Annotated in this window: 20 protein-coding genes; 9 read left to right on the top strand and 11 right to left on the bottom strand. The window is 67.0% G+C overall.

Translation table 11 applies throughout. The features are described from left to right. Positions 1-28: 28 nt before the first annotated feature. The 9 genes from I7X39_RS06365 to I7X39_RS06325 all read left to right on the top strand — a co-directional run bounded on the left by I7X39_RS06365 (position 29) and on the right by I7X39_RS06325 (position 11,772). A complete protein-coding gene (locus I7X39_RS06365) occupies positions 29-1,309 on the top strand; it encodes a nucleotide sugar dehydrogenase (protein ID WP_198110132.1) in 1,281 nt (426 codons plus the stop codon). Positions 1,310-1,379: 70 nt separating this feature from the next. Next, complete coding sequence (locus I7X39_RS06360; RefSeq protein WP_198110131.1) at positions 1,380-2,513, top strand: TIGR03088 family PEP-CTERM/XrtA system glycosyltransferase; 1,134 nt, start codon at positions 1,380-1,382, stop codon at positions 2,511-2,513. 8 nt (positions 2,514-2,521) lie between these two features. Beyond that, a complete protein-coding gene (locus tag I7X39_RS06355) occupies positions 2,522-4,468 on the top strand; it encodes an XrtA/PEP-CTERM system amidotransferase (RefSeq protein WP_198110130.1) in 1,947 nt (648 codons plus the stop codon). Continuing rightward, positions 4,465-5,685 carry a TIGR04063 family PEP-CTERM/XrtA system glycosyltransferase gene (locus tag I7X39_RS06350; RefSeq protein ID WP_198110129.1) on the top strand — a complete coding sequence of 407 codons (1,221 nt, stop codon included), beginning with the start codon at positions 4,465-4,467 and terminating at the stop codon, positions 5,683-5,685. Before I7X39_RS06355 ends, I7X39_RS06350 begins: the two co-directional genes overlap by 4 nt. Then, complete coding sequence (locus I7X39_RS06345) at positions 5,685-6,758, top strand: glycosyltransferase family 4 protein (protein ID WP_198110247.1); 1,074 nt, start codon at positions 5,685-5,687, stop codon at positions 6,756-6,758. Before I7X39_RS06350 ends, I7X39_RS06345 begins: the two co-directional genes overlap by 1 nt. 62 nt (positions 6,759-6,820) lie before the next feature. Then, the gene (locus I7X39_RS06340; protein WP_198110246.1) at positions 6,821-8,167 is read left to right on the top strand and encodes a UDP-glucose dehydrogenase family protein; all 1,347 of its coding nucleotides are present in this window, start codon (positions 6,821-6,823) and stop codon (positions 8,165-8,167) included. Continuing rightward, complete coding sequence (locus I7X39_RS06335; protein WP_198110128.1) at positions 8,167-9,522, top strand: phenylacetate--CoA ligase family protein; 1,356 nt, start codon at positions 8,167-8,169, stop codon at positions 9,520-9,522. The genes I7X39_RS06340 and I7X39_RS06335 overlap by 1 nt, the downstream gene beginning before the upstream one ends. Beyond that, positions 9,515-10,807 carry a putative O-glycosylation ligase, exosortase A system-associated gene (locus tag I7X39_RS06330; protein ID WP_198110127.1) on the top strand — a complete coding sequence of 431 codons (1,293 nt, stop codon included), beginning with the start codon at positions 9,515-9,517 and terminating at the stop codon, positions 10,805-10,807. Before I7X39_RS06335 ends, I7X39_RS06330 begins: the two co-directional genes overlap by 8 nt. Before the next feature lie 8 nt (positions 10,808-10,815). Beyond that, positions 10,816-11,772 (top strand): polysaccharide deacetylase family protein, encoded by a 957-nt coding sequence (locus I7X39_RS06325; protein WP_232351751.1) that lies wholly within the window; start codon positions 10,816-10,818, stop codon positions 11,770-11,772. A 14-nt stretch (positions 11,773-11,786) separates the two neighbouring features. On the opposite strand, the gene I7X39_RS06320 is transcribed toward I7X39_RS06325, so the two are convergent. The 11 genes from I7X39_RS06320 to I7X39_RS06270 all read right to left on the bottom strand — a co-directional run bounded on the left by I7X39_RS06320 (position 11,787) and on the right by I7X39_RS06270 (position 24,567). Next, positions 11,787-12,632, bottom strand: coding sequence for a hypothetical protein (locus I7X39_RS06320; RefSeq protein ID WP_198110125.1), 846 nt, complete (start codon positions 12,630-12,632; stop codon positions 11,787-11,789). Between the two features lie 103 nt (positions 12,633-12,735). Next, entirely contained in the window at positions 12,736-13,059 is a 324-nt protein-coding gene (locus I7X39_RS06315; protein ID WP_198110124.1) for a hypothetical protein, read from the bottom strand. Between the two features lie 72 nt (positions 13,060-13,131). Further along, complete coding sequence (locus I7X39_RS06310) at positions 13,132-14,793, bottom strand: asparagine synthetase B family protein (RefSeq protein ID WP_198110123.1); 1,662 nt, start codon at positions 14,791-14,793, stop codon at positions 13,132-13,134. After that, positions 14,790-16,952 (bottom strand): GNAT family N-acetyltransferase, encoded by a 2,163-nt coding sequence (locus I7X39_RS06305; protein ID WP_198110122.1) that lies wholly within the window; start codon positions 16,950-16,952, stop codon positions 14,790-14,792. The genes I7X39_RS06310 and I7X39_RS06305 overlap by 4 nt, the downstream gene beginning before the upstream one ends. Further along, positions 16,949-18,382, bottom strand: a complete 1,434-nt coding sequence (locus tag I7X39_RS06300) for an oligosaccharide flippase family protein (RefSeq protein WP_198110121.1) — start codon at positions 18,380-18,382, stop codon at positions 16,949-16,951. The genes I7X39_RS06305 and I7X39_RS06300 overlap by 4 nt, the downstream gene beginning before the upstream one ends. Next, positions 18,382-19,626, bottom strand: coding sequence for a glycosyltransferase (locus I7X39_RS06295; RefSeq protein ID WP_198110120.1), 1,245 nt, complete (start codon positions 19,624-19,626; stop codon positions 18,382-18,384). Before I7X39_RS06295 ends, I7X39_RS06300 begins: the two co-directional genes overlap by 1 nt. Beyond that, on the bottom strand, positions 19,623-20,291 hold the full coding sequence (locus tag I7X39_RS06290; RefSeq protein ID WP_198110119.1) for a tetratricopeptide repeat protein: 669 nt from the start codon (positions 20,289-20,291) through the stop codon (positions 19,623-19,625). The genes I7X39_RS06295 and I7X39_RS06290 overlap by 4 nt, the downstream gene beginning before the upstream one ends. Before the next feature lie 34 nt (positions 20,292-20,325). Then, complete coding sequence (locus I7X39_RS06285; protein ID WP_198110118.1) at positions 20,326-21,324, bottom strand: glycosyltransferase; 999 nt, start codon at positions 21,322-21,324, stop codon at positions 20,326-20,328. Then, on the bottom strand, positions 21,324-22,271 hold the full coding sequence (locus tag I7X39_RS06280) for a glycosyltransferase family 2 protein (protein WP_198110117.1): 948 nt from the start codon (positions 22,269-22,271) through the stop codon (positions 21,324-21,326). The genes I7X39_RS06285 and I7X39_RS06280 overlap by 1 nt, the downstream gene beginning before the upstream one ends. Further along, positions 22,268-23,401 (bottom strand): GNAT family N-acetyltransferase, encoded by a 1,134-nt coding sequence (locus I7X39_RS06275; RefSeq protein WP_198110116.1) that lies wholly within the window; start codon positions 23,399-23,401, stop codon positions 22,268-22,270. Before I7X39_RS06275 ends, I7X39_RS06280 begins: the two co-directional genes overlap by 4 nt. Then, complete coding sequence (locus I7X39_RS06270) at positions 23,398-24,567, bottom strand: DegT/DnrJ/EryC1/StrS family aminotransferase (protein ID WP_198110115.1); 1,170 nt, start codon at positions 24,565-24,567, stop codon at positions 23,398-23,400. Before I7X39_RS06270 ends, I7X39_RS06275 begins: the two co-directional genes overlap by 4 nt. Between the last annotated feature and the right edge of the window lie 6 nt (positions 24,568-24,573).

The raw sequence follows: 24,573 nt of genomic DNA, 5'->3' as shown, positions 1-24,573 counted from the left end.
CGTGTAATCAGCGCTTTGGAGCACAAGAATGACGACCCTGGCAGTGATCGGCCTTGGCTATGTAGGCCTGCCCCTGGTGGTGGAGTTCGGCAAGCAGATCCGCACCATCGGCTTTGACATCGCACAGTCCAAGGTTGACGCCTGCCTGCGGGGCACCGACCCATCGCGTGAACTTAGCGACGAGCAGATGGCGCTCGCCACGCACGCTGTCTACACCTCTGACGGCAAGCTGCTGGCCGAAGCCGACATCATCATCGTGGCGGTTCCCACCCCGGTGGATGAGGCGCACATTCCGGACTTCCGCCCCTTGATCGGCGCCAGCACCAGCGTGGGCCGGCACATGAAGAAGGGTGCCATCGTGGTGTACGAGAGCACCGTCTACCCGGGCGCCACCGAAGAAGTCTGCATTCCGGTGTTGGAAAAGGAATCGGGCCTGAAGTGGAAGCAGGACTTCTTTGTTGGCTATTCGCCCGAGCGCATCAACCCGGGCGACAAGGAGCACACGCTGACCAAGATCCTCAAGATCGTCAGCGGGGACACGCCGGAAACCTTGGACGCCGTGGCCAAGCTCTACGAGCGCATCGTTGAGCCCGGCGTGCACCGCGCCAGCAGCATCAAGGCGGCGGAAGCCGCCAAGGTGATCGAGAACACCCAGCGCGATCTGAACATCGCGCTGATGAACGAGTTGGCCATCATCTTCGACAAGATCGGCATCGACACCTCCGAGGTGCTGGAGGCCGCCGGCACGAAGTGGAACTTCCTCAAGTTCAAGCCGGGCCTGGTGGGTGGTCACTGCATCGGCGTGGATCCGTATTACCTGACCCACAAGGCCGAAATGTTGGGCTACCACCCCCAGGTGATCCTGGCCGGGCGCCGCATCAATGACGGCATGGCCAAGTTCATTGCCGAGCAGACCATCAAGCAGATGATCGCCGCCGGCAGCCATGTCAAGGGCGCGCGCGTCAACGTGCTCGGGTTGACCTTCAAGGAGAACTGCGGCGATCTGCGCAACTCCAAGGTCATCGACATCATCCGGGAACTGGAAAGCTACGGCGTGGATGTCTTCGTCGCTGACCCGCAGGCCGAGGCCGAGGAGGCCATGCACGAGTACGGTGTGCGTCTCACGCCCTGGGCGGACCTGCCCAAGGCCGACGCCGTCGTGGCAGCCGTCTCGCACCGCGAATTCCTGTCCTTGGCGATCGACGAAGTCGCGACCAAGTTGCTGCCCGAGGGTGTGTTCGTGGATGTCAAAGCCGCATTCGACGCCACCGCGTTGCGCGCGGCGGGGCTGCGTGTCTGGCGTCTGTGACGCGGGTGCGACTGCCACCGCAATCAGGGCCGGTTGGCCCTGATTTCGTTTTCGCGCACGGAGCCACGCGATGAAGCCGCTCGTGCTGCATCTGCTCTACCGCTTTGATACCGGGGGGCTGGAGAACGGCGTCGTCAATCTGATCAACCGCCTGGACGGCTACCGGCATGCGGTGCTGGCGATCGACCACTGCGCGCCAGCCTTTTGCGAGCGGGTGCAGCGAGCCGATACGGAGTTCATCAGCCTGAGGAAGCCGCCGGGTCAGACGGTGAAGCTGTTGCCGCGCGTCGTCCGTGAACTGCGGCGGCTGCAGCCTGCTGTGGTGCACAGTCGCAACCTGGCCGCCCTGGAACTTCAACCCGCTGCTTGGTGGGCCGGGGTGCCTGTGCGCCTGCATGGTGAGCATGGGCGGGACACCGAAGATCTCCACGGCCTGTCACGCCGCCATCAGTGGATGCGGCGTGTCAATCGGCCCTTCGTGCAGCATTGGGTGGCGCTGTCGGGTGAGTTGGAGAGCTACCTCGGCGAACGCGTGGGCGTTCCGCCGGAGCGCATCACGCGCATCTGTAATGGTGTGGATACCCAGCGCTTTCAGGCGCCGGGGCGGCGTCAGCCTATTGAGGGCTCTCCGTTCAACGACTCGGCCCTGTTCCTCTTTGGCACCGTCGGCCGCATGCAGCCGGTCAAGGCGCAGACCCTGCTGGTGCAGGCCTTTATCAAGGCGCTGCAGTCCCAGCCGGCGCTGCGTGAACGGGCTCGCCTGGTGCTGATTGGCGACGGCCCCCTGCGGGCGCAATGCGCCGAATTGCTGCAAAGCGCCGATATGGCCCATCTGGCTTGGCTGCCGGGTGAGCGTCGCGACGTGCCGCAGTTGCTGCAGGGCCTGGACGCCTTCGTGCTGCCTTCCTTGGGCGAGGGCATTTCCAACACCATCCTGGAGGCCATGGCCACAGGCTTGCCTGTACTGGCGGCTGCCGTGGGGGGGAACCCAGAACTGGTGCAGACTGACCACACGGGGGCCTTGGTGCCGGCGGGCGATGTGGCAGCCTTCGCCCGCGTGATGGCTGCCTGGGCGCGCGAGCCGCAGACGGCTCAGGCGCTGGGCGTGGCGGCACGCCTCCGGGCCGAGCAGCAGTTCAGCCTGGACACCATGGTCCAGACCTACGATGCGCTCTACGCGCGCGCGCTGAATCCGAGCAACTGAGAGACCTTATGTGCGGCATCACCGGACTCTTCGATACCCAGGGCCGACGCGAAGTGGATCGCGCGCGGCTGGCCCGCATGAACGACTCGCAGTGGCACCGCGGCCCCGACGAAGGTGCGCTCCACCTGGAGCCCGGGCTGGGCTTCGGCCACCGGCGTCTGTCCATCATCGACATTGCCACGGGCCAGCAGCCGATCTTCAATGACGACCAGAGCGTTGCGCTGGTCTTCAACGGCGAGATCTACAACTATTTGGAGCTGATGCAGCAGCTGCGCGGGCTGGGCTATCACTTCCGCACCAAGAGCGACAGCGAGACCATCGTGCGCGCCTGGGAGCATTGGGGTGAGGACTGCGTGCAGCACCTGCGGGGCATGTTCGCCTTCGTCATCCATGATCGGCGCCGTCAGGCGCTCTTCATGGCGCGCGATCGCATGGGCGTCAAACCGCTGCATTACGCGCTGTTGCCCGATGGCTGGCTGCTGTTTGGCTCCGAGCTCAAATCGGTGCTGGCGCACGGCGGCCTGAGCCGCGAGCTCGACCCGCTGGCCCTCGAAGAGTATTTCGCGCTCGGTTACACGGCCGAACCCCGTACCGCGTTCAAGGGTGCGAAGAAGCTCTCGCCCGGCCATTGCGTGCTGTGGAAGGTCGGCCAGGCCAGCGAGCCGCAACCCCGCCCCTACTGGGATGTCCGCTTCACGCTAGACAGCAAGATCTCCCAGGCTGACGCCGAGGTCGAGCTGCGCGAGCGTCTGAACGAATCCGTCAAACTGCGCTTGCAGAGCGAGCGGACGCTGGGCGCCTTCCTATCCGGTGGTGTCGATTCGAGCGCTGTGGTGGCCAGCATGGCCGGGCTGATGAACGAGCCAGTCAATACCTGCTCGATCGCTTTCGACGACCCGAAGTTCAACGAGAGCGAGTTTGCGCAATTGGTGGCCGATCGCTACAAGACCAACCACCGCGTCGAGATGGTCAAGAGCGATGACTTCGACCTCATCGACACCCTGGCGCGTCTGTATGACGAACCCTATGCCGACAGCTCGGCGATCCCGACCTACCGCGTCTGCCAGCTGGCGCGTCAGCATGTCACGGTGGCGCTCAGCGGAGACGGCGGCGACGAGACCTTTGGGGGCTATCGCCGCTACCGCCTGCACCTGATGGAGGAGCGCCTGCGGCAGGCCTTGCCCTATGGATTGCGCAAGCCCCTCTTCGGCACCCTGGGCCAGCTCTATCCGAAGATGGACTGGGCACCGCGCTTCCTGCGTGCCAAGACCACCTTCGAGGGGCTGGCGCGCAATGCCGTGCAGGCCTACTTCCACTCGGTATCCATCTTGCGCGGGCCGATGCGTGAGCAGCTCTTTTCTGCCAGCTTCAAGCGCGAACTGGCCGGCTACAACGCCTTCGAGGTGTTCGAGCGCCATGGCAGCGCCGCCGGGACGGAAGACCCTTTGGCCCTGATCCAGTACCTGGACTACAAGACCTATCTGGTGGGGGACATCAACACCAAGGTCGACCGCGCATCGATGGCGCACTCGCTCGAAGTTCGTGAACCCTTGATGGACCACCCCCTCATCGAGTGGCTGGCCACTCTGCCTTCCAGCCTCAAGATCCAGGGCCAGGAAGGCAAGTACATCTTCAAGAAGGCCATGGAGCCCTGGCTTCCGAACGAAGTGCTGTACCGCCCCAAGATGGGCTTTGCCGTGCCCCTGGCGCGCTGGTTCCGCGGCCCGCTGAAGCAGCGGGTTCGCCAGGCGATTCTGGGCGAACGTCTGGCTTCGACCGGCTGGTTCAATCGGGACTACCTGCTCCGCCTGGTGGAAGACCATCAGTCCGGCAAGAGCGACTACAGCGCGCCGTTGTGGACCCTGCTGATGTTTGAGGCCTTCCTGCGCCAAGTGGTGGACCGTGCCGATACCGACGGCCTGCAAGGCCTGCAAACCGAGAGGATGAGCGCATGACGACGCGGGTCCTGCATGTCTTTGATCACTCCATCCCGCTGCACAGCGGCTACACCTTTCGCAGCCTGGCGCTTCTCAAGGGGCAGCGCGCGCTGGGGTTCGAAACCTTTCATCTGACCAGCCCCAAGCACACCGCCGGCTTGGGCGACAAGGCGGATGGTGCGCTGGAGAACGAGGTTGACGGCTGGCACTTCTTTCGCACGCCGACGCTGCCACGCTCCAGCTTGCCGGGTGTCGGTGAGTACCAGCTGATGCGCAGCCTGGAGGAGCGCATCGAACAGGTGGCCCGTCAGGTCAAGGCCACGGTGCTGCACGCGCACTCGCCCGTGCTGAATGCCTTGCCTGCACTCAAGGTGGGCAAGCGCCTCGGCATCCCGGTGGTCTACGAAGTGCGCGCCTTCTGGGAGGATGCCGCCGTCGACCACGGCTCGACCCAGGAAGGCAGCCTGCGCTACAAGCTGACGCGCCAGATGGAGAGCCACGCCCTGAAGAAGGCCGATCATGTGTTCACGATCTGCGAGGGACTGCGCAGCGACATCGTGGCGCGTGGCATTGACGCCGCGCGCGTCACCGTGATTCCGAACGCGGTCGACATCGCAGCCTTTGAACCGGGGGGCGAAGCGGATGTCGCGCTCAAGGAACGCTTGGGACTGGCGGGCTGCACGGTGCTGGGTTTCATCGGCTCCTTCTATGCCTACGAGGGGCTGGACCTGCTGATCGCCGCCTTGCCCGATCTGCTCGCGAAGTGCCCCGATTTGCGGGTGCTTCTCGTCGGGGGGGGGCCGCAGGACGCCGCCCTGAAGGCGCAGGCCGCCGCGCTCGGGGTGGCCGACAAGGTGTTCTTTACCGGGCGTGTACCTCATGCGGAAGTCGGCCGCTACTACGACCTGGTGGATCTGCTCTGCTACCCGCGCCACTCGATGCGGTTGACCGAGCTCGTCACGCCGCTCAAGCCGCTTGAGGCGATGGCACAGGGGCGCGTACTGCTCGCTTCGGATGTGGGTGGACACCGCGAACTCATTCGCGACGGCCAGACGGGTTACCTGTTCAAGGCCGACGATGTGGCGCATCTGGTTGCCAAGGTCGAGGAGGCACTCCAGGAACGCGCGCGCTGGCCCGAACTGCGTCAGCAGGGCCGGCAGTTCGTCGAGACCGAGCGCAATTGGAGCGTGTCGACGGCGCGCTACCGCCAGGTGTTCGAAGCCCTGTGTCGCTGATGCAACTGGAGGGGCTGCGCCTGCTGTTGGTGGGGCCGCTGCCGCCGCCCGCAGGTGGCATGGCCACCCAGACTGCCCAGCTCAAGCGCCTGCTGGAAGGCGAGGGCGTGCAGGTGGAGCTGGTGCAGACCAACGCCGCCTACCGGCCGGCCTGGCTGGCGTCCGTGCCCGTGCTGCGGGCATTTGCGCGCCTGTTGCCCTACCTTTGGGCCCTATGGCGCGCCTGTGGCCGTGCACAACTCCTGCACCTGATGGCGAATTCCGGCTGGTCCTGGCACTTGTTCGCTGCACCGGCGATTGCCATTGCCCGTCTGCGTGGCGTTCCGGTGCTGGTGAACTACCGGGGCGGCGAGGCCGAAGGCTTTCTGGCGCGCTCACGGCGTGTCGTGGCGTGGACCTTGAACCGAGTCCAAGGATTGGTTGTGCCTTCGGGCTTCCTGGTGCAGGTGTTCGAGCGTTTCGGCTGGCGGGCGCAGATCGTGCCGAACGTCGTCGATCTTGCGCTGTTCCAACCCGGGCCGGCGCGCCCGCCGGGGCAGCACCTGGTCGTGACCCGCAACCTGGAAGCTCTGTACGACAACGCCAGCGCCATTCGCGCGCTGGCCGAGCTGCACCGCACCCATCCGGAGTGCCGCCTGACCCTGGCCGGCAGCGGACCGCAGCGCGCCGAACTGGAGGCGCTGGTGGCCGAGCTCGGTCTCCAGGCGGTGGTGCGCTTTGCCGGTCGGCTGGAGCGGCGAGAACTGGCGGCCTTGCTGCACAGTGCCGACGTTCTGCTCAACCCCAGCCTGGCGGACAACATGCCCAATTCCTTGCTGGAGGCCATGGCCAGCGGAGTTCCGGTGGTGTCCACCCGGGTCGGCGGCGTGCCCTTCATGGTCGAGCACGGGCGCACAGCCCTGCTGGTGCCCCCTAAAGACCCGGGCGCGCTGGCGGCCGCGGTGCGCGAGCTGCTCGACAATCCCGCCCGCGCCGCAGGTCTTCGCGAAGCCGGCTTGCAGGAGGCCCTGCGCTACACCTGGCAGCAGGTCGCGCCTTGTCTGGCGCAGGCTTACCGTCGCTGCATGCCTTGACGCAGGCGTTGTCGAATGCCTGTCACGCGAGCTTTATAGGGTCAGGCTTTTTTGGGGTCTTCATGCGAGTCACGATATTTGGCGCAGGGTATGTCGGACTGGTCACCGGAGCTTGCCTGGCGCAGATGGGCAATCAGGTGGTCTGCCTGGACGTGGATACCGGCAAGGTGGCCCGTCTGCAGGCCGGCGACGTGCCCATCCACGAGCCGGGCTTGGACAAGCTGATTCGGGCCAACGCCGCCGCCAAGCGTCTGAGTTTCACCACCGACGCGGCTGCGGCCGTGGCGCATGGCAAGCTGATTTTCATCGGCGTGGGTACCCCGCCTGAGGAGGACGGCTCGGCCGACCTGCAGCATGTGCTCGCCGCGGCGCGCACCATTGGCCAGCACATGCAGGATTTCAAAGTCGTGGTGGACAAGAGCACGGTGCCGGTGGGGACGGCGGATCGGGTGCGCGATGCGATTGCGCAGAGCCTGCGCGAGCGGGGCCTTGCGCTGGAATTCGCGGTCGCCAGCAACCCGGAGTTCCTGAAGGAGGGCGCCGCGGTGGCGGACTTCATGAAGCCGGACCGCATCGTCATCGGCGCCGAGGACGAGCGAGCCATCCTGCTGCTGCGCAACCTCTATGCACCGTTCAATCGCAACCACGAGCGCGTGCAACTGATGGACACGCGCAGCGCCGAACTGACCAAGTACGCGGCCAATGCCATGCTGGCGACCCGCATCAGCTTCATGAACGAGATGGCCCTGTTGGCCGAGCGGGTCGGCGCGGACATCGAGATGGTGCGGCGCGGCATTGGCAGCGATCCGCGCATCGGCACGCACTTCCTCTATGCCGGAGCTGGCTACGGCGGCTCCTGCTTCCCCAAGGATGTCAAAGCACTGATCCACAGCGGCGCGCTGCAAGGGGTCGATCTTGGTGTGCTGCGTGCGGTGGAAGCGGCCAATGAACGCCAGAAGCTGGTGCTGGTCGACAAGGTGCTCGCGCGCCTCGGAGCCGACCTGACGGGCCGCCACCTGGCCGTCTGGGGCCTGGCGTTCAAACCCAACACCGACGATATGCGCGAGGCGCCGGCTCGGGTGGTCGTACGGGAGTTGCTGGCGCGCGGTGCGACGCTGTGCGCGCACGATCCAGTGGCGATGGACGAAGCCCGCCGCGTCTTCGGAGCGCAAGCCGGGCTCAGTTATGCCGCCAGCCCAGAAGCCGCGCTGGAGGGCGCCGACGCCTTGCTGATCCTGACGGAGTGGGCGACTTTTCGGAGCCCCGATTTCGACCTCTTCAAGACTGCGCTCCGACAGGCCCTGGTGTTTGATGGCCGCAATCTCTTTGACCCCAGGCTGTTGCATCTGCTCGGCATCGAGTACCACGCGATTGGTCGCGCCGCGCCAGCCCCACTCACGGTCTCCTGATGTCTCTTTACACCCGTCTGGTCAGCGGCGTCCTGTTTCCGCTGCACGAAGGTCTGAAGCGCCACGACAGTGTGCGCATCCGCCGTGCAATGGAGCGCAGCCAATGGTGGTCGCCCGAGCAGTTGCAGGCCTTGCAGTGGCAACGCCTGCGGGCTTTGCTGCAGGAGGCCGAACGGGTGCCTTATTACCTCGAACGCTTCGCGCAAGCGGGACTGCGGTGGCAGGACTTGAAAAGCCTGGCGGATCTCCCCCGGCTGCCTTTGCTGACCAAGGCGGACATCCGTGCGCATAGCGATGCACTGCGCCACCCCGAGGCGCGCGGACTCGCGCGTTTCAACACGGGCGGCAGTTCGGGCGAGCCTTTGGTGTTTTTCATCGGCAAGGAACGCGTCAGCCACGATGTGGCGGCCAAATGGCGTGCCACTCGCTGGTGGGGCGTGGACATCGGGGACCGCGAGCTGGTGGTCTGGGGCTCACCCATCGAGCTCGGCCGTCAGGATCGCATCAAGGCGGTGCGCGACAAGATCTTGCGTACCGCCTTGCTGCCCGCGTTCGAGATGAGCGAGGCGCGGCTGGACGGCTTCGTGGCGGAGATCCGGCGCCAGCGCCCGGCGATGCTGTTCGGCTATCCGTCCGCGCTGTCCTTGATCGCACGGCACGCGATGGCGCGGGGCGAGCGCTTGAATGACCTGGGCGTCAAGGTCGTGTTCGTGACCTCGGAGCGCCTGTACGACGACCAGCGCAAGGACATTGAACAGGGCTTCGGCGCTCCTGTTGCCAATGGTTATGGCGGGCGCGACGCGGGCTTCATCGCCCACCAGTGTCCGAGCGGGGGCATGCACCTGACGGCCGAGGACATCATCGTTGAGACGGTCGATGCGAACGGGCAGCCGGTGCCGCAAGGTGAGGCGGGCGAAATTGTCGTCACCCATTTGGCTACGCGTGACTACCCCTTCATCCGTTACCGGACCGGCGATGTGGCGGTGCTGGACCATCACAGCCGCTGCGCGTGTGGGCGTGGACTGCCGATGCTCAAAGAAATCCAGGGGCGCACAACGGACTTCGTCGTGACGTCAGATGGCACCGTGATGCACGGGCTGGCGCTGATTTACATCATTCGGGACCTACCCGGCGTGCGCCGTTTCAAGATCATCCAGCACAGTCTGCTCGATACGGAGGTGCAATTGGTACTCGAACCAGGCTTCGATCGCCGCGCGTTCCAGGATATTGAGCGAGGCTTCAAGCGCCGCTTGGGCGCAGCGGTGGCGGTGCGCATCCAGGAGCTCGACGACATTCCGGCTGAAGCGTCCGGCAAGTTCCGCTATGTGGTTAGCAAGGTGAACCCACGTGCGTGATCTGCTCATCTTGGCCATCATCGGTGGCGGGTCTTTGTACGCCTTGCGCCAGCCCTGGTTTGGCGCCGTGTTGTGGACCTGGGTCAGCATCCTGAATCCGCATCGCGAATTCGGATACGTGTCCGCCTACCAGCCGGTAGCCGCCGTGGTGGCCGGCTGCACTCTTCTGGGCTTGCTGGTGACGCCTCAACGTCAGCATCCCTTCAAGGCTCCAGCCGTGGGCTGGATGCTCGCCTTCATGGCCTGGACCTGGATCACGCTGCCCTCCTCGCTTTACTTCGAGCAGAGCCTGGACATGTGGGACAAGACCTCGAAGATCTTCCTGATGCTGTTCGTGACGCTCGCGCTGCTGCGGGACGAGAAGCAGCTGCACTGGTTCATCTATGCGGTGGTCCTTTCGCTGGGCTTCTACGGTGTCAAAGGCGGGGTGTTCACGGCCACCAGCGGCGGCGTTTACCGGGTGTGGGGGCCGCCTGGTACCTTCATCGAAGGCAATAACGAAATCGGGCTGGCACTGATCATGGCCATCCCGTTGATGCACTACTTGCAGATGCGAACGCCACGCCGCTGGGAGTATTGGGCCTGGTACCCCGCGATGGGCCTGACGGCGCTCACGGTGCTTGGTACCCATTCGCGCGGGGCGCTGTTGAGCCTGGCCGCCATGGCGCTGTTCTTCTGGTGGCGTAGCGAGAAGAAGGGCATCGGACTGATCGTCCTGTTGGCGATCGGCCTGGTCGGCCTGAGCTTCATGCCCGAGCACTGGTGGAGCCGCATGGAAACCATCCAGACCTATGAGCAGGATGAATCGGCCATGGGTCGATTGAACGCCTGGCAAATGGCTTTCAACCTTGCCAATGACCGGTTCTTCGGCGGCGGCTTCTCAATCTATTGGGCCGACATCTTTCAGCGTTATGCGCCAAATCCCAAAGATATTCACGCGGCGCACAGCATCTATTTCCAGGTGCTGGGTGAGCACGGCTGGGTCGGGTTGCTGCTGTTCATGGCGCTTTGGATTTCCACCTGGCGTAGCGCGAGCCAGTTGCGTAGTCTCACCAAAGGCAACGAGGCGCTGCGCTGGGCCGGCCACCTCGGAAGCATGGTCCAGGTGGGACTGATCGGTTACGCCACCGGTGGGGCTTTCTTGAGCTTGGCTTATTTCGATCTGCCCTACAACATGATGGCAATGGTCGCCATCGCCGTGCCCCTGGTGAAAGAGCATCTCAAGGCAACGGCGCCTGTACCTGGGCGCTTGCGGCCCGGCAGCCTGCGGGGTGTGGCTGCATGATCCGGACGATGTTTCGGGCCCTGAGCCCTGCCGGACGGTCGGCGCCGCTCTCCATCCTGATCTTTCACCGTGTGCATGAGCGGACCGACCCAATGTTCCCGGGCGAGGGCGACGCCGCCCGGTTCGATGGCCTGATGGCGGGGCTGCGGCACTGGTGCCAGGTGCTGCCCCTGGATGAGGCACTGCAGATGCAGCGCGAAGGTCGACTGCCGGCCCGCGCGGCGGCCATCACTTTCGACGATGGCTACCGTGACAATCACGATGTGGCTCTGCCCATCCTGCAGCGCCACCGCTTGAATGCTTGCTTCTTCATCAGCACCGGGTTTCTGGATGGTGGGCGGATGTGGAACGACACCGTCATCGAGGTGTTGCGCCGGCATCCCGGCCCGCAATTGGCCCTGAACGGCACCCGCCTGGAAGCTCTGGGTCCCCTGGACCTCTCCGGATGGCCTGCCCGGCGTGCCGCCATGGAGCGTCTGCTCGGACATATCAAGTACCTGCCCTTGCCGGAACGTCAGTTGTGCGTGGACGAATTGTTCGCGCACAGTGGGGTGAAAGCCCCTTCCGATCTGATGATGGACAGCGAGCAAGTGCTGGCGATGCGCCGCGCCGGCATGGTGCTGGGCGGCCACACCGTGAACCATCCCATCCTGGCGCGGCTGGAGGAGCGTGAGGCGCGTCACGAGATGGCCGAGGGCAAGCGGCAGCTGGAGAGCCTACTGGGGGAAGCGGTGCAGCTGTTTGCCTACCCCAATGGCAAGCCGGGGCGCGACTACACCGCGCTCCATGCCCGCCTGGCGCGTGAAGTGGGCTTTGCTGCAGCGGTCACCACGGCACCCGGCGCGGCACGTATTGACGACGACCCGTTTCAGGTGCCGCGCTTCACGCCCTGGGACTTTCCGCGCTGGCGCTTCGGGCTGCGCATGGTGCAGAACCTGCGTCAGCGTGGTGAGCGGGCGCTCTAGGAACGCTCGTACGCCTACAGCGAGGTGCGCAGGAAGAGCGCATTGCCCGTGTAGCTGTTGGTCAGGACCACGCCACGCAACTCGGGCACGTACTGCGGTGCATTGAGCAGGCCGTTGGGGCGGGCCATGGGTTCGGAGCCCTGCAGTTCGATCTTGCTGACCTCCCAGGTTTGCGGGTGCACGCTGAGCAGCTTGATGCGGCCATCTGGACCATTGAACAGGCACAGGAAGCGATCGAGTACATCGTCGTACACCACGGCCGGGTAGCCGCTTACCGTTAGAGCTTCGGCGCCGAGCCCGCCAAAGCGCACCCCCAGGTTGACCCCCTCCAGGCTCAGTACCTGGGGGGCGGTCGGGCTGTAGCCGCCGACGGTGAGCATGCGGTTGCGCACGGGGTCGATCGCGGCACCGCAGTACCAGGGGCTGCGCGAGGCCGACGACAGCCGATCCCAGCGGCGCGTGGCCGCCGTCCAGCGGTACCAGCCTTCGGCGTAGTTGCGGCTGTAGTAGAGGTCGTCCGTGACCGGATGCTTGACGCACAGGCAGGCCGTGAAGTCGCCCTGGCCCGGGTAGGGCGCAACGTGGTCGGGGTCATCCCAGTCGCCGGTGGCGAGGTTGAAACTGAAGCTGCGCGCACTGCCGGTGTACGCAAAGTTGGGCGGTGCGGGCGGGAATAGGGCGCCGCTGATGCCCGGACTGGCCACCACCATCAGCCGATCCTGCGATTCGATGAATTGGGTGGCGTAATAGGTATGCGTGGCCGAAGGCCGCTTGTCCAGGTAGAACTGGGTGCCATTGATGATGGCCTCGTTGGCCGAAGGCGCGCGCAACTGCTCCCAGCGCGGCGCGTCAACATTCAACTTCAGCGCATTGACCTCATTGCCTGCGTAATCGCCGTGCCCGCCGGCCGCGCCCAGCAGGTAGACGCTGCCACGCCGCTTTAATGCAGCTCCGCACCACGCCTCAATCTTGGCGCGCGGCCCAAGGATGCCCAGGGGGCGCGGGCTGGGCTCCACGCTCGACAGCGCCGTACCTGGAATTTCCAACCAGCGCCATAGCGGCTGCCCACTCAGCCACGCCGGCACGCTGGCGGGTGGCGGAGGTGGTGGTGGCGGCGGCGGTGGCGGTGGCGGTGGCGGCGGCGGCGGTGGCGGTGGCGGCGGCGGCGGCGGTGGCGGTGGCGGCGGCGGCGGCGGTGGCGGCGGCGGCGGTGGAGGTGGCGGGGCAGGCGGGGCAGGCGGGGCAGGGGATGGCGCGGGCGGGGCCGCGTCGCCGCCTCCACCGCATGCGCTCAGCGAGCTCAGCGCGCCCGAGCGCGCCAGAAAGTCGCGACGCTTCATGCTGGCCATGCTCCGCTACTCACTGTGGCAGGCGGAAGCTCGGTGCATGAGCCTGAAGCCACAACTCCAGGCTCAGTGCAATCCACACCATCTCGCCGTAGTAACCCGGGTGCTGCGGCAGGTAATCCTTCAGCAGCCGGTCGATGAAGTCAGCTCGCAGCAGCCCGCGACTGGCGAGCGAATGCATCAGCTCGCGCGACATGGCCTGCAGGGCCGGCTCGTGCGCCAGCCAGGGGCCGAACGGCAGGCCGAAGCCGTGCTTGGTCTTGGTGATGACCGCCGGGGGCAGGAAGTCGGCGAGCGCTTCCTTGAAGAACCAGCGCAGCCGCTCACCACGCAGCTTGTAATCCAGCGGCAGGCGTTGCGAAAGCGCCAGCACGGCGTCGTCCAGCAAGGGGAATGCAACCTCAATCTCGGCCAGCGCACAAGCACCACGCACCTTGACGAGGTCGTTGTCCGCCAGGGTGAAGCGCCAGTCGAAGGCCAGATGGGTGTTGAGCTCGTCGGCGGCCAGGCCCTGCTGCCAGACCGCCTGCTGCAGCGCAGCCGGGGCCTGGGCATCGACCTGCCCAAGCATGGCCGGTGTGAGCACCTGCTGCAGTCCGAGTTGGTGGATCAGGTTGTAGCGCTCCAGGCGTGCCGGCATGCCCGCCTTGGCCTGGCTGATGTAGCTGCTGCCCTTCTTCAGGCCGGGGGTCTGGCGAATCAAGGCGCTCTCGAACAGCGGTTCCAGCAGGCCGCGGCGCAACCAGTGCGGCACGCGCGCGTAGTGCGCGAACACGCGCCCCTGCGCATAGCGGGAGTTGCCGCCGAACAGCTCGTCGCCGCCATCTCCGGCCAGCACGCGCCGGGCACCGGCCCGGCGGGCCATGCGGGCGCAGAAGAAGCTCGGCAGCGCCGAGCTGTTGCCGAAGGGTTGATCGAAGCTGGCGGCCACCTGGGGCAGCGCGTCGAGCAGGTCCTTGGGCGTCACGTAGTAAGCGTGGTGGCGCAGGCCGAAATGCTCGGCGGCCACTTTTGCGTAGGCCATCTCGTCATAGCCTTCGGACTCGAAGCCGATCGAGAAAGCTTCGCCCCGCCCGCTGACCCGCTGCACCATCCCCGCCACGGTCGAGCTGTCGGTGCCGCCGCTGAGAAAGCAAGCGGGCACGCCGCCGTCGAGGGCGCGCTGAACGGATTGCTCGAGCGCGCCGCGGAAGGCCTGTTTTAGCGACCCGAAGTCGGGCTGGGCTTCGGGATGGAACTCGGGCCGCCAGAACGGCTCGACACGGGCTTGGCGGCCATCCCAGTGCAGCGCATGGCCGGCAGGCAGGCGCTGGATGGCGCGATACACCGTGCGCGGGGCCGGAATGCAGTGGAAATAGAGGTAGTCGAACAAGGCCTGGGGATCGAGCTCCCCGCTTTGCCCCAGGGTGGCAGCTTGTTCAGCGCTCACCAACTGACCGTCTCGCACGCGCCAGCACAGGGTTTCGCGTGCAAAGCGGTCCACGGCCAGCAGCTGCGCGCCACTGGCCGGGTCACGCAGACCGAGCGCGAAGCTGCCACCCAGTTGGTTCAGCAGAGTGGTCGCACCGTCGCGCAGCCAGCGTTGGCGCAGGGTGACGAGGTCGGGGACTTCGGGTTGGGTGCCGTCCAGCCACCGAGGATGGCCACGCAGGAATTCGACAGCGAGGTCGTTCATAAGGTTTGGGGAGACTTGGGGTCGGACGGAGGCGGGGCGGACCGAAGGCGCAGGGCCTGGTGCAGGGTGCGTCGCCAGGGACGGGTGACCAATGCCAGACCCTCGCGCACCGCGCCCAGCAGGCCGGACAGGCGCCTCGGATTGTAGGAAAGCAGGCCCCAGCGGGCCTCGCAATGGTCCATCCAGTTGGCCTTGTAGGCGTCGTCGCCGGTCAGGAAGTCGACCAACTGGACGCCGTCCTGCTCGAACACATGTTGCAGCAGATGGGCGGTGAGAAGGCTGCCGGGCGAGTAGGCCGCCGCCGCTTCGTCGTGCGCCAGCTTGTGAATCTCGGCACGGTCCTTGTGCACCAGCCAAAGCTGGGCCGCAATGGCTTGCCGGTCCAGATAGACCAGCCCCAGACGCAGCTCGCCGCGTGCGGCGGCAGCGCGCATCAGACTGGGGATGAATTCCGGATACGGCTCGGGGCGCTTCCAGCTCCGGGCGTAGATGGACAAATAGTCCTGCAGCGCGGGCTCCAGCTCCTGCTCCGTCTGCACCACCTGAAGGTGGCCTCCGGCCACCTTCAGCTTGGCCGCCTTGCGCCGCAGCGTGGAGCGCAGGGCGCCACTGCGCGACGCCAGGTAATGCTCCCAGTCGGGCGGTGCCACCAGCGTCCAATTGCTGGCACAGGCGAACTGAAAGCTCGGCCACTTCAGAAGGCGCAGTGCCGAGCGCAGCTGCGCGGCGCCCAGGCTGTCGATGGCGAGCGGCTCGAAGCGCAGGGCCCCGGCACGCGGGAGCGATTGCAGGGTCTGCTCCAGCAGATGGGCCAGCTGGCTGGGCTGCAGCTCCGGGTGCACGGCCGGGGCGTACAAGCTGGAGTAGTAGTTCGCCAGCCCCTGGATCTGCACAGCGCCCCAGCGCGGCCGGTGCAGCAGCAGGGGAAGCACGGCCAGCACGGTGTCATTGCGCTCCAGCCAGGCGTAACGCGTGGTGTCGGGCGCACTGAATACCTTCGATTCCAGCAGGCCGAACCAGGGGCTGCCCAGGCAGCTACCGGCGCTGCTTTGGGCATCCAGCAGGCTGCGCGCGGCGGCGGGCAGATCGTCCAGGCGGCTGACTTGGTGAACCTGCAGGTCGTCGCTCGGGGGGCGCCAGCGGCCGCGGCGCAGCTGGGCCAGACCGTCGAACAGCAAGCTGGGGGTGGCCCCGCGCAGCAGGCTCAGGTGGCGGATCCAGCGCGTGCCGGTGCACCAGGCGGCGGTGTCTGCCGTGGCGTTGGTATAGAGCTCGATACGCTTGAACTGCTGCGCGGTGAACTCCTCCTGCAGCAGACGCAGCAGGTGCAGCCGCCCCGGTGCCAGCCGGCCCAGCGACTCTTCGTAGGAAGTTTTCAGCACCACCAGCGTGTCGCGATTGGTGATCGTCAGCCGCGAAGCCGCCAGCTGATCGCCCAGGTACAGCTCGTAGACGCGGGCCTGTCCGCGCGCCGCCGCGTGCTCGAGCAGGCTGGTGTAGAAGGCCAGCTGGGCGTCGAAGGAGCCCAGCGCCGTGCCGGCGGCCGCCTTCCAGCCGCGGCCTTCCAGCTCGGCGTAGCGAAGCACGCCGTCGCGCACATCCGAGGCCTCGGTGTGGCAGACGAAACGCGCCGGCAGGCCCTCGGCTTCCAGCCGGTGTTCGTAGCGGCGCAGATTGGCGCGCAGGTTCTTGGAGCGCCCGGCGAGGTACTGCTCCCAGCTGCCTTCCAGATCGATCCAGGCCGTGCGGGCATGGTTCTGGACATGACCCAGCGGCTCCAGCAGGCCCTCGTTGTCGGTGAGCAGCGGGTCCTGGCAGAGCAGGTCGATCTGCGCGACCGCCCAGGGCAGCGCCTTGAACAGGGCCTGCGCATCGGCTGCGTGGCGCACCAGGTTCAGGCCGATCTGCGACTGGCTGGGTTGAAAGCTCGTCCAGGTCAGTCGGCCCTTGGGGCGCAGGATGGCCATCGCGACGGGGCTGCCGTCTTCGACGCATTCGCACAGGTGTTCGTTCCCCTCTCCGAACCGGCGCAGCAATTCGTCGACCAGATCGGCCTGGAGCAGGGGGTGGTTGCTGAACGCGCGCTCGTTCAGCGCCTGCCAGCGCGCGGCATGGGTGCCTAGCGTGCGATCCAGCGGATAGACGTTCCAGCGCTTCACGGGCGCAGCTTCTTGGTCATCTTGCGAATCTCTTCGACAAAGGGATGGCGCAGCAACACGCACCCCGCCACAAATCCAAAGGCCGCCAGCGCGCCGCCCAAGGCCAGGGCCAGCAGGGGCTGGGCAGGTTGCTCTCCCAGTGCCCACAGCACCAGCAGGGGGCCGCTGGCACTGCACAGGGCGACACCGGCGCTGGGCAGCAAGGCGGCCGCCAGAGCGCGCAGGCTAAGGCCCAGATGGGCGCGCACCTGCATCAGCCAGCCGACGAGCCCGAAGGCGGCGGATAGCACCAGGGCTTGGGTCAAGACCTGCACGCCCCAGTGCGCCGTGGTCACCGCCGCCAGCACGAGGCAGCCGGACTGCCAGGCCGTGGCGCGGAGCACGCGCTGGGCCGCACCCGTGCTGGTCAGCGCGATCTGGCAGTTGCTGATGGGCACCTGGAACAGCAGGGCCAGCGCCAGCCAGCGCGCCAAGGGCACCGCCTCGTCCCATTGCGGACCGTAGAGCACCCGCATCAGAGGGTGCGCCAGCAGCAGCACGCCGAGCGCGAAGGACCACCCCAGGGCGCACAGATAGCTCTGCACCCGGGTGAAGGCCTGGGGCAGGTCGCGCTGCTCGCGCGCCGCCTGCGCGAAGTAGGGCAGGGTGACGGCATTGACGGCATCCGACACCAGGCTGCGAAACATTGACACCAGACCGTTGGCGCGCGAATAAAAGCCCGCCGCGGTCAGCGATTGCAGCCGCGCCAGCAAGAACTCCGGCGCGCTGTTCGACAGCGTGCCCAGCACCGAGGCGCCGGTCATGCGCGAGCCGAACTTCAGCACCTCGCGGACATGCGTCAGGCCGGGCAGCCAGGGGAACTGGCCGGGTCGGAACAGGCTCAGCACCAGCGCGTTTGCCACCGTGCTGGCCAAGCTGCCCCAGGCCAGACTGATTGGGCCATGCCCGCTCCAGGCCAGGCCGATGCTGACCAGCGCCCCGGCCAATGCGGCCGAGAAGCGCCCCCAGGCCAAGGCGCCGAAGCGCATTTCGCGCATCAGCCAGGCATAGGTGATCGAACCGATCGGGTTCAGCAGGAAGTTGAGCGCCAGCACCGCCATCATGGGCTGCATGCGCGGTTCACGATAGAACGAAGCCACCGGCCAGCTGGCCAGCAGGCACAGCAGCGCGAGCAGGCTGCCCAGCGCAAGTTGCACCGTCCAGACGGCGCGGATCTGCGCCGGGCCGACCTCGGGCGTCTGCACGATGTACTGGCCGGCACCGAGGTCGCGGACCGTCATCAGCAGCATCAGCAGCGCCATCACGACCGAGAAGGTGCCCACCTCGGCGGGCGTGAGCAAGCGGGCGATGGCCATCGACGAAGCGATGGACAAGGCCAGACCGGCGTACCGGTCCATGAACGAGAAGGCCAGCGAGCGACGAACCGACATCAGATCGGCAGGCTGTCCAGCAGCTCGGCCAGGGCTCGGCTGCGCGCCAGGCGCGAAGCGGAAAGCACTGCGGCTTCGTCCGCGCACAGGGCCTGCGGGTTCTCGTGCAGGCCCTGCAGCAGGACACTGGTTTGCGCGGCGATGGCCGCCGGGTCTTCCAGGTGGGCGATGGTGCGCACCCCGCTGCGGCGCAGCACGGCAGCGGTGTCACCGGCCGGATCGGTCAGGGCCAGGATGGGACGGCGCGCGCGCAGGTACTCGTAAAGCTTGGCTGGCACCTGGTCATTGCAGTTGCTGTTCTGCATGACCAACAACGCGTCGGCGCGCAGCATCTCGGCCAACGCCTGCTGGTAAGGCAGAGGGGGCTGGACCTCGACGAATTCCTGCACCCCCTGCGCGGTGGCCAGTTGCAGGATCAGGTCGCCATGCACCGGCGCGCGAAAGCGCAGGCGCAACTGGCCAGGGCGGATACGTCCCTGATCCAGCAGTTGACGCAGCGCCGCCATCAGCTGGGTGGGGTCGCGCTCGCTCGGATAGACGATGCCGCTGTGCAGCAGGGTCAGGCAGCCCGGGATCAGGGGGCCACGCTCGCCGGGTGCAGCCTCGGCGCGCGCGAAGCTGTCCTCGTCGTAGCCGTTCTCGATGGTCAGCAGCCGGGCGCGGGTGTTCGGGTAGCGCTCACGGTACAGGCGCTCGGCACCCGCCGTGGTGAAGATGCAGGCGGCCGCGCGCTCGAACGCCAGTGCCTCGATGGCGCGGAAGCTCTCCCAGGTGCGCGGATCGGCCGGGTAGCCGTCCTGAGCCATGGGGTCGCGAAAGTCGGCAATCCAGGGCAGGCCGCTGCGCTGCGCCAGTTCGGCGCCGATCCGCTGGGCCGTGGCGATCGGGTAGGTGGACCAGATGGCGCGGGGGCGCTCACGACGGATCCAGGCCATGCCCTGCCGTACCGCGTCGAAGCGCCAGCTGGCCCAGCGGTCGGGGCGTGCCCAGGCGCCCAGGTAACGGCCGCCCAGGGCGAGGTGGCGTGCGGTGTCCCAGGCCTGTGCGCGCAGCACTGGCACGTCGGCGGGCACATCCGCCAGCAGCGAGACATCGCAGCGCTCGTAGGCGCGAGGGTGCGCGGTCAAGACCTGGGGCTGCCAGCCGAACTGCGGCAGCTGCTGCACGAAGCGCAAGGTGCGCTGAATGCCGCTGCTGCCGGCCAGCGGCGGGAAGTGGTACGCCACCATCAGCAATTTGTTCATGGGCGATCCGAGGCGGCAGGTGCTACAGCGCTGGCGGCTTCTGGTGCCCGCAGGGGAAAGCCTTCGGCGGCCAGGCGGGCGGTGAGGGGTTCGCGCTCGATACCGAGCGCGCGCGCTCGCTCGGCACAGTTGCGCGCCTCCTCGAACCGGCCCAGTTCGGCGTACAGCAGGGCCAGGTTGATCCAGGTCAGCGCCTCGGGGGGCTGCAGGGCTTCCAGCCCCTGCAACTGCTTGAGGGCATCGGCAGGCCGCTTCACGCGCATCAGGTGCTGGGCGTACAGCAGGCGCACGACCGGGTCGTCGGCCGCAAAGCGAATGCCGCGCAGGAACCAGCAGTCCGCCGAGTAGCGCATGTTCCTCGGCTGGATGCCATCACCGCGTTCCGTCAGCCGCGCCATGGCCGCCAGGGCGCGGTGGTGATTGGGGGAGGCACGCAAGGTGTAGTCGATGTCCCCGCCCGGATGCACGGCGGTGTGGCCGCGGATCAGGGTCTCCACCTCCGGGGTGAAGTGGGCACCGTCGACGATCGGCAGCTTGCCCGTGCGTTCCTTGCGGTAGTCGTAGGGGCCGTAACCGTTCTCCAGCGGGCCGCAGTTCCAGCTGACTTGGGCCGCGGCCAGCGACAGCTGGACACTCAGCAAGACGAATACAAGTGCAGGCTTCATGGCAAGGGCACTCCGGGCAATCAGGGGCAGGGGGTCAAGCGGCAAGGCGGTCGAGCCAATGTGCCGCCCGGTAGGGCGCGGCTTTGAGCACAGCCCCGAACCAGGCCGGATGCCGCAGGTCGGCGGGTGGAGGGCCGCTGCGCCCGCGCAGGCCGTCCCACAGGCCGGCCAGGAACGCCGCTTCGCGTTCCGCGCCCGCCTGGTTCTTGCGCAGCAGGCCGAAATCTTCCAGCGCGCGCGCCAGCAGATGGCGCTGCAGGCCCCGCGCGCTGGTGGCGGGGGTGTGCTGGCGCCAGAACAGCCAGGCGTTGCGTGTCAGCAGGTACAGGGCCAGCGTACTGAACTGCTGGAGCGGCTTGTATTCATGCAGGCACAGCGCCCCGGGTACATAGGCGGCGCGCCAGCCGGCCGCGTGCAGGCGAGCGCTCAGCTCGTTGTCCTCGTAGTAGGCGAAGTAGCGATCGTCCAGCAGCCCGATCTGGCGCAGGGCGCTGCAGCGTAGCGCCAGTGCAGTGCCCATCAACAGGGTGGGGCTACCCGGGGGCTGCAGGGCCTGCGGATCATTGGGCCGGATGCTGCGGTGCTGCGCCCAGTCAATGTGACCGGCCACCATCATCGGGATGGCAGGCTGCTGGCGGCGATAGATCAAGGCCGATGCGGCGCCCAGGCCCGGGTCGGCATCCAGGGCGCGCAGTAGGGCCAGCAGGGAAGCCGCGCTGATCTGGCAGTCGTTGTTGAGCAGCAGCACCGCCTCATAGCCTTGCTCCAGCGCCAGCTGCATGACGCGGTTGTGGCCACCGGTGAAGCCGAGGTTGACGGGCACCCGCAGGCAGTCGACCTGCGCAAAGCGCGCCGCGACCTGCGGGCGTGGATCGACGCGGGAGCCGTTGTCGAGCACGACAAAGCGAAGCTCGGGCGTGTCTGACGCACAGGCGTCCGCCAAGCAGGTCAGGGTTTCCTCCACGTGGTCCCAGTTCAGGATGCTGACCAGCATCCGGGCCGGGCCGCGGGGCTTGAGTTGACCTTCCAGCATCAATGCACCGGAAGCAGCGCAAGGGGCAGGAGCAGCAGGCTGCCTGCATCCTCGCGCCATTGAGCGGCCAGCAGGCCGCTGGGCAGGCGGGGGCCCTTGCGCAGGCGGCTGAGCAGCGCGAGGGCGAAATCCCGGCGCAGTTGGCGGATGCAGCGCCGCACATGGGCCTGCTGCTCTGGGTTCAGTGCATAGAGGCGGCGCGTGGCCTTGCGGTAGCTGAGCTCATTGCGCACGCGTACGAAGAAGGCGTCCGTAGCCCATTCCACGCCTGAGTAGACATTGACGCCGCGGCCGCAGACTGCTTCTATTTGAGTGGAGAACGCGAACCGGGCACCTGCATGTGCCATCGCCATCCAGAACAAGTAGTCTTCGCCAGCACGTGCGAGGTCGTTCCTGAAGCGCAAGTTTTCAAATCTGGCGCGGCGATAGACGATGGTGGGTGTCCCGATGACGTTGCCACGCAATACTTGGTCAAACATGTCCCCGGTGTACTGATGCAAACCGGGCGCGCCATCGATCGTTGGGTGCCTATTGGCCACGAGCCGTCCCGCACGTTCAAACGCGCCGACTGTTTGGCCCAGCTGATAGAAGTTGGAGAAGTACACATTCGCCCCGGATGCCAGGGCGAGCATGGCCCGCGCCAAGTGGTCTGGCGCCCATTCATCGTCGGAATCTAAGAACGCCACGAATTCGCACGAGGAAGGGAGGCTATCCAGCCCTCGGTTGCGAGCCGCTCCCGGACCGCCGTTTGGCTGAACGACAACATTCACGTCGACGCCCCCTGACTCAAGCCCAGCCAATTCCTGGTGTGCCGGAAGGGGCGAACTGTCATCCACGATGCACAGATGCACGGGCAGCTGCACATCGCGCTGAGCAATCACGCTGGCCACGGCCCGTCGCAGCACGCCGGGCTCGCGTTGAAAGTAGGGGATGACGACGCCAATCACGTCGGGCTCCGGCTGTTGATTCGGCTGTCGGGCTCGTTCGTGCTGGCCAGCGCCGTGCTGTCTTCCTGCGGAGCTTGCGCGTCTGCCTGACGTTGCCGACGCGACTCCACCAGCCGCTTCAGCCAGGACCAGCGGTAGCGCGTGTGGTGGTAGAGCGTGCGCTGGTTGTCGGTCAGCTTGGTGTGCCAGTCCATGAGCTTGCCGTAGTACTCGATGCGCTGCACCGGGCTGCCCGGCGCGAAGAACTGCTGGAGCTCCTCCTCGCGCAACAGGAAGGCGGGCGAGAGGGTGCGGATCGACTCGTCGTAGGCGGTCTTCAGCACGATCAGTTCACCGGCGCGCAGCAAGCACAGATTCATCGCCACGGTGCGCTCGTCGAAGCGGTACTCGAAGACCACCGCCTCGCTGCGCGCCGCCGCGGCTTCGAACAGCTCCAGATAGAAGCGCCCCTGGGCGTTGTCCGGGTGGATGGCGGTGCCTTCCTGGCCCTTCCAGCCGGTGCTCTCGAGGGCACCGTATCGTTCCAGCAGGGCGCGCATTTCGCCTCGTTCGCGTAGCACACGCATCTGAGTCTGCACGCCTTCGGCTGCCAGCTTGTTGCGCTGCTTGCGCAGGTTCTGGCGCAGGTTCTTGCCGCGCGCCGCCCAGTAGCTGTCAAAGTCGCCGGCCACCTCGATCCAGCCGGTGGCGATGTAGTCCAGTGCCTGCGAGCCCGAGCTGTCGGGTTCGCGCGGCGCCAGGCGGGGGTCGATCTGGGTGAGTGACAGGGCCAGACACAGCGAGCTGGGCGCGCGGCGCACCAGGCTGCGGCTGAGTTGGGACACACCGATCTCCGGATCCGCCACCCAGGCGCCCAGGGGCAGCTGCGAGGGCTGGAAACTGGACCAGCGGCTCTTGCCCGCACGGCCGAGTACCACCATGGCGCGCAGCTGGCCCGCCAGGTCACGCGCGACGGACAGCACCTCGTCTCCCTTGCCGAAGTGCTTCAGCGCCAGGGCCACCGCTTGGGCGTCCAAGAAGGGCAGGTTGCCGCGCGCGCGGTTCAGGCGGTCCCAATCGGCGGCCAGTTCCGCCCGGCCCAGACTGGCGGCGGCGGGCTGGTGAGTCCAGCGCAAGGGTTGTGGATTCATGGGTTCTCCCTGGGGGGCTGGATCAGCCGCCGCAGCAGCGCAATCAAGCGCTCCACTTCGGCGTCGTCCAGATCTTGGTGGCAAAGCAGTTGCAGGACATGGCGGCTCCACAGCGGCCCTTGGTCCCCGGGCAGGTCGGCCGGCGTGCCGGGCCAAAGCTGATCCCAGCGGAACACGGGTGCATTGAGCGCATGCAAGGCGCGGTAGACGGGTTCGGGTTCGTCCACCCAGAGCGGGAACACATAAGGCGCCAGCGGCGTCCCTGCATCCGCGAACAAGGGGCGCGCACCTTGGAGCCCCTGTAGGCCTTGCCCGTAGCGCCGGAACAGCGCCTGTCGGCGCTGCAACAGCCGTCCCTGCGGCAGTTCCACCAGCGCGGCACTGAGCCGCAGGGGAGCGCTGTCCACGCGTGCCATGTCGCAGCCGCGCATCAGCTGTTCGGCCGATGGGGCTGGCGGTGCCGTGCGGGCCCGCGGCGCCGAAACCGACCGGCCGCGGTTCTTCAACGCAAACAGCGCGTTCAACACCGTGTTGAGGCCGCGCAGGCGGCGGAAGCGGCTGGCCAGCTCCAGGGTGTCCAGCGCGGCCTTGCATTCCGCCAGGGCGCCGCGCCCTGCCGGTTGCCATGCCTGCAGAGAGTGCGCCGCCGAGGCGAGCAGGCCGGCCTCCGGCACCGGCATGAACTTGGTGAGGCTGGCCGTGGCCCAGTCGCCCCAGGCGCCCACGGGGCGCTCGCCGGCTTGCCCGAACAGGCAATGCGCGCAGTCCTCGATCAGGCTCACGCCGTGGCGGTCGCACCAGGCCCGTACCGGGGCCAGCGAACGCGCGATACCGAACAGCTGCGGCACCAGCACCGCGCGCACCTCAGCCCCGGGGCTTTCTGGAAGCAGGGGCAAGCCCTGGGCATCAAGCCCGTAGTAGCGCGGCTCCAAGCCCGCCACCAGCACCGGCGCCACCATCGTGGGACAGTGGTAACTGGGCAGCAGCACGGCGCTGCCGGTGGGCAGTTTCATCTGGCGCAGTGCCTGCAGGATGGCGGCGCGCCCGCTGGTGGTGAGCCGGCGCTGCGGCAGCTGTTGGACGCCCGGCGCGTGGGCCGTAGCGCCGCCCAGGCTGGCCCAGCCGAACACCGGGCTCTTGGGTTGGGTGAAGGGGGCGTCAAGCATGGCGTG

This window comes from Inhella proteolytica, from assembly GCF_016093275.1.
GTDB lineage: Bacteria > Pseudomonadota > Gammaproteobacteria > Burkholderiales > Burkholderiaceae_C > Inhella > Inhella proteolytica.
The sequence above is the reverse complement of the archived record's forward strand: the minus strand, read 5'-3'. Positions and strand labels throughout refer to the sequence as shown.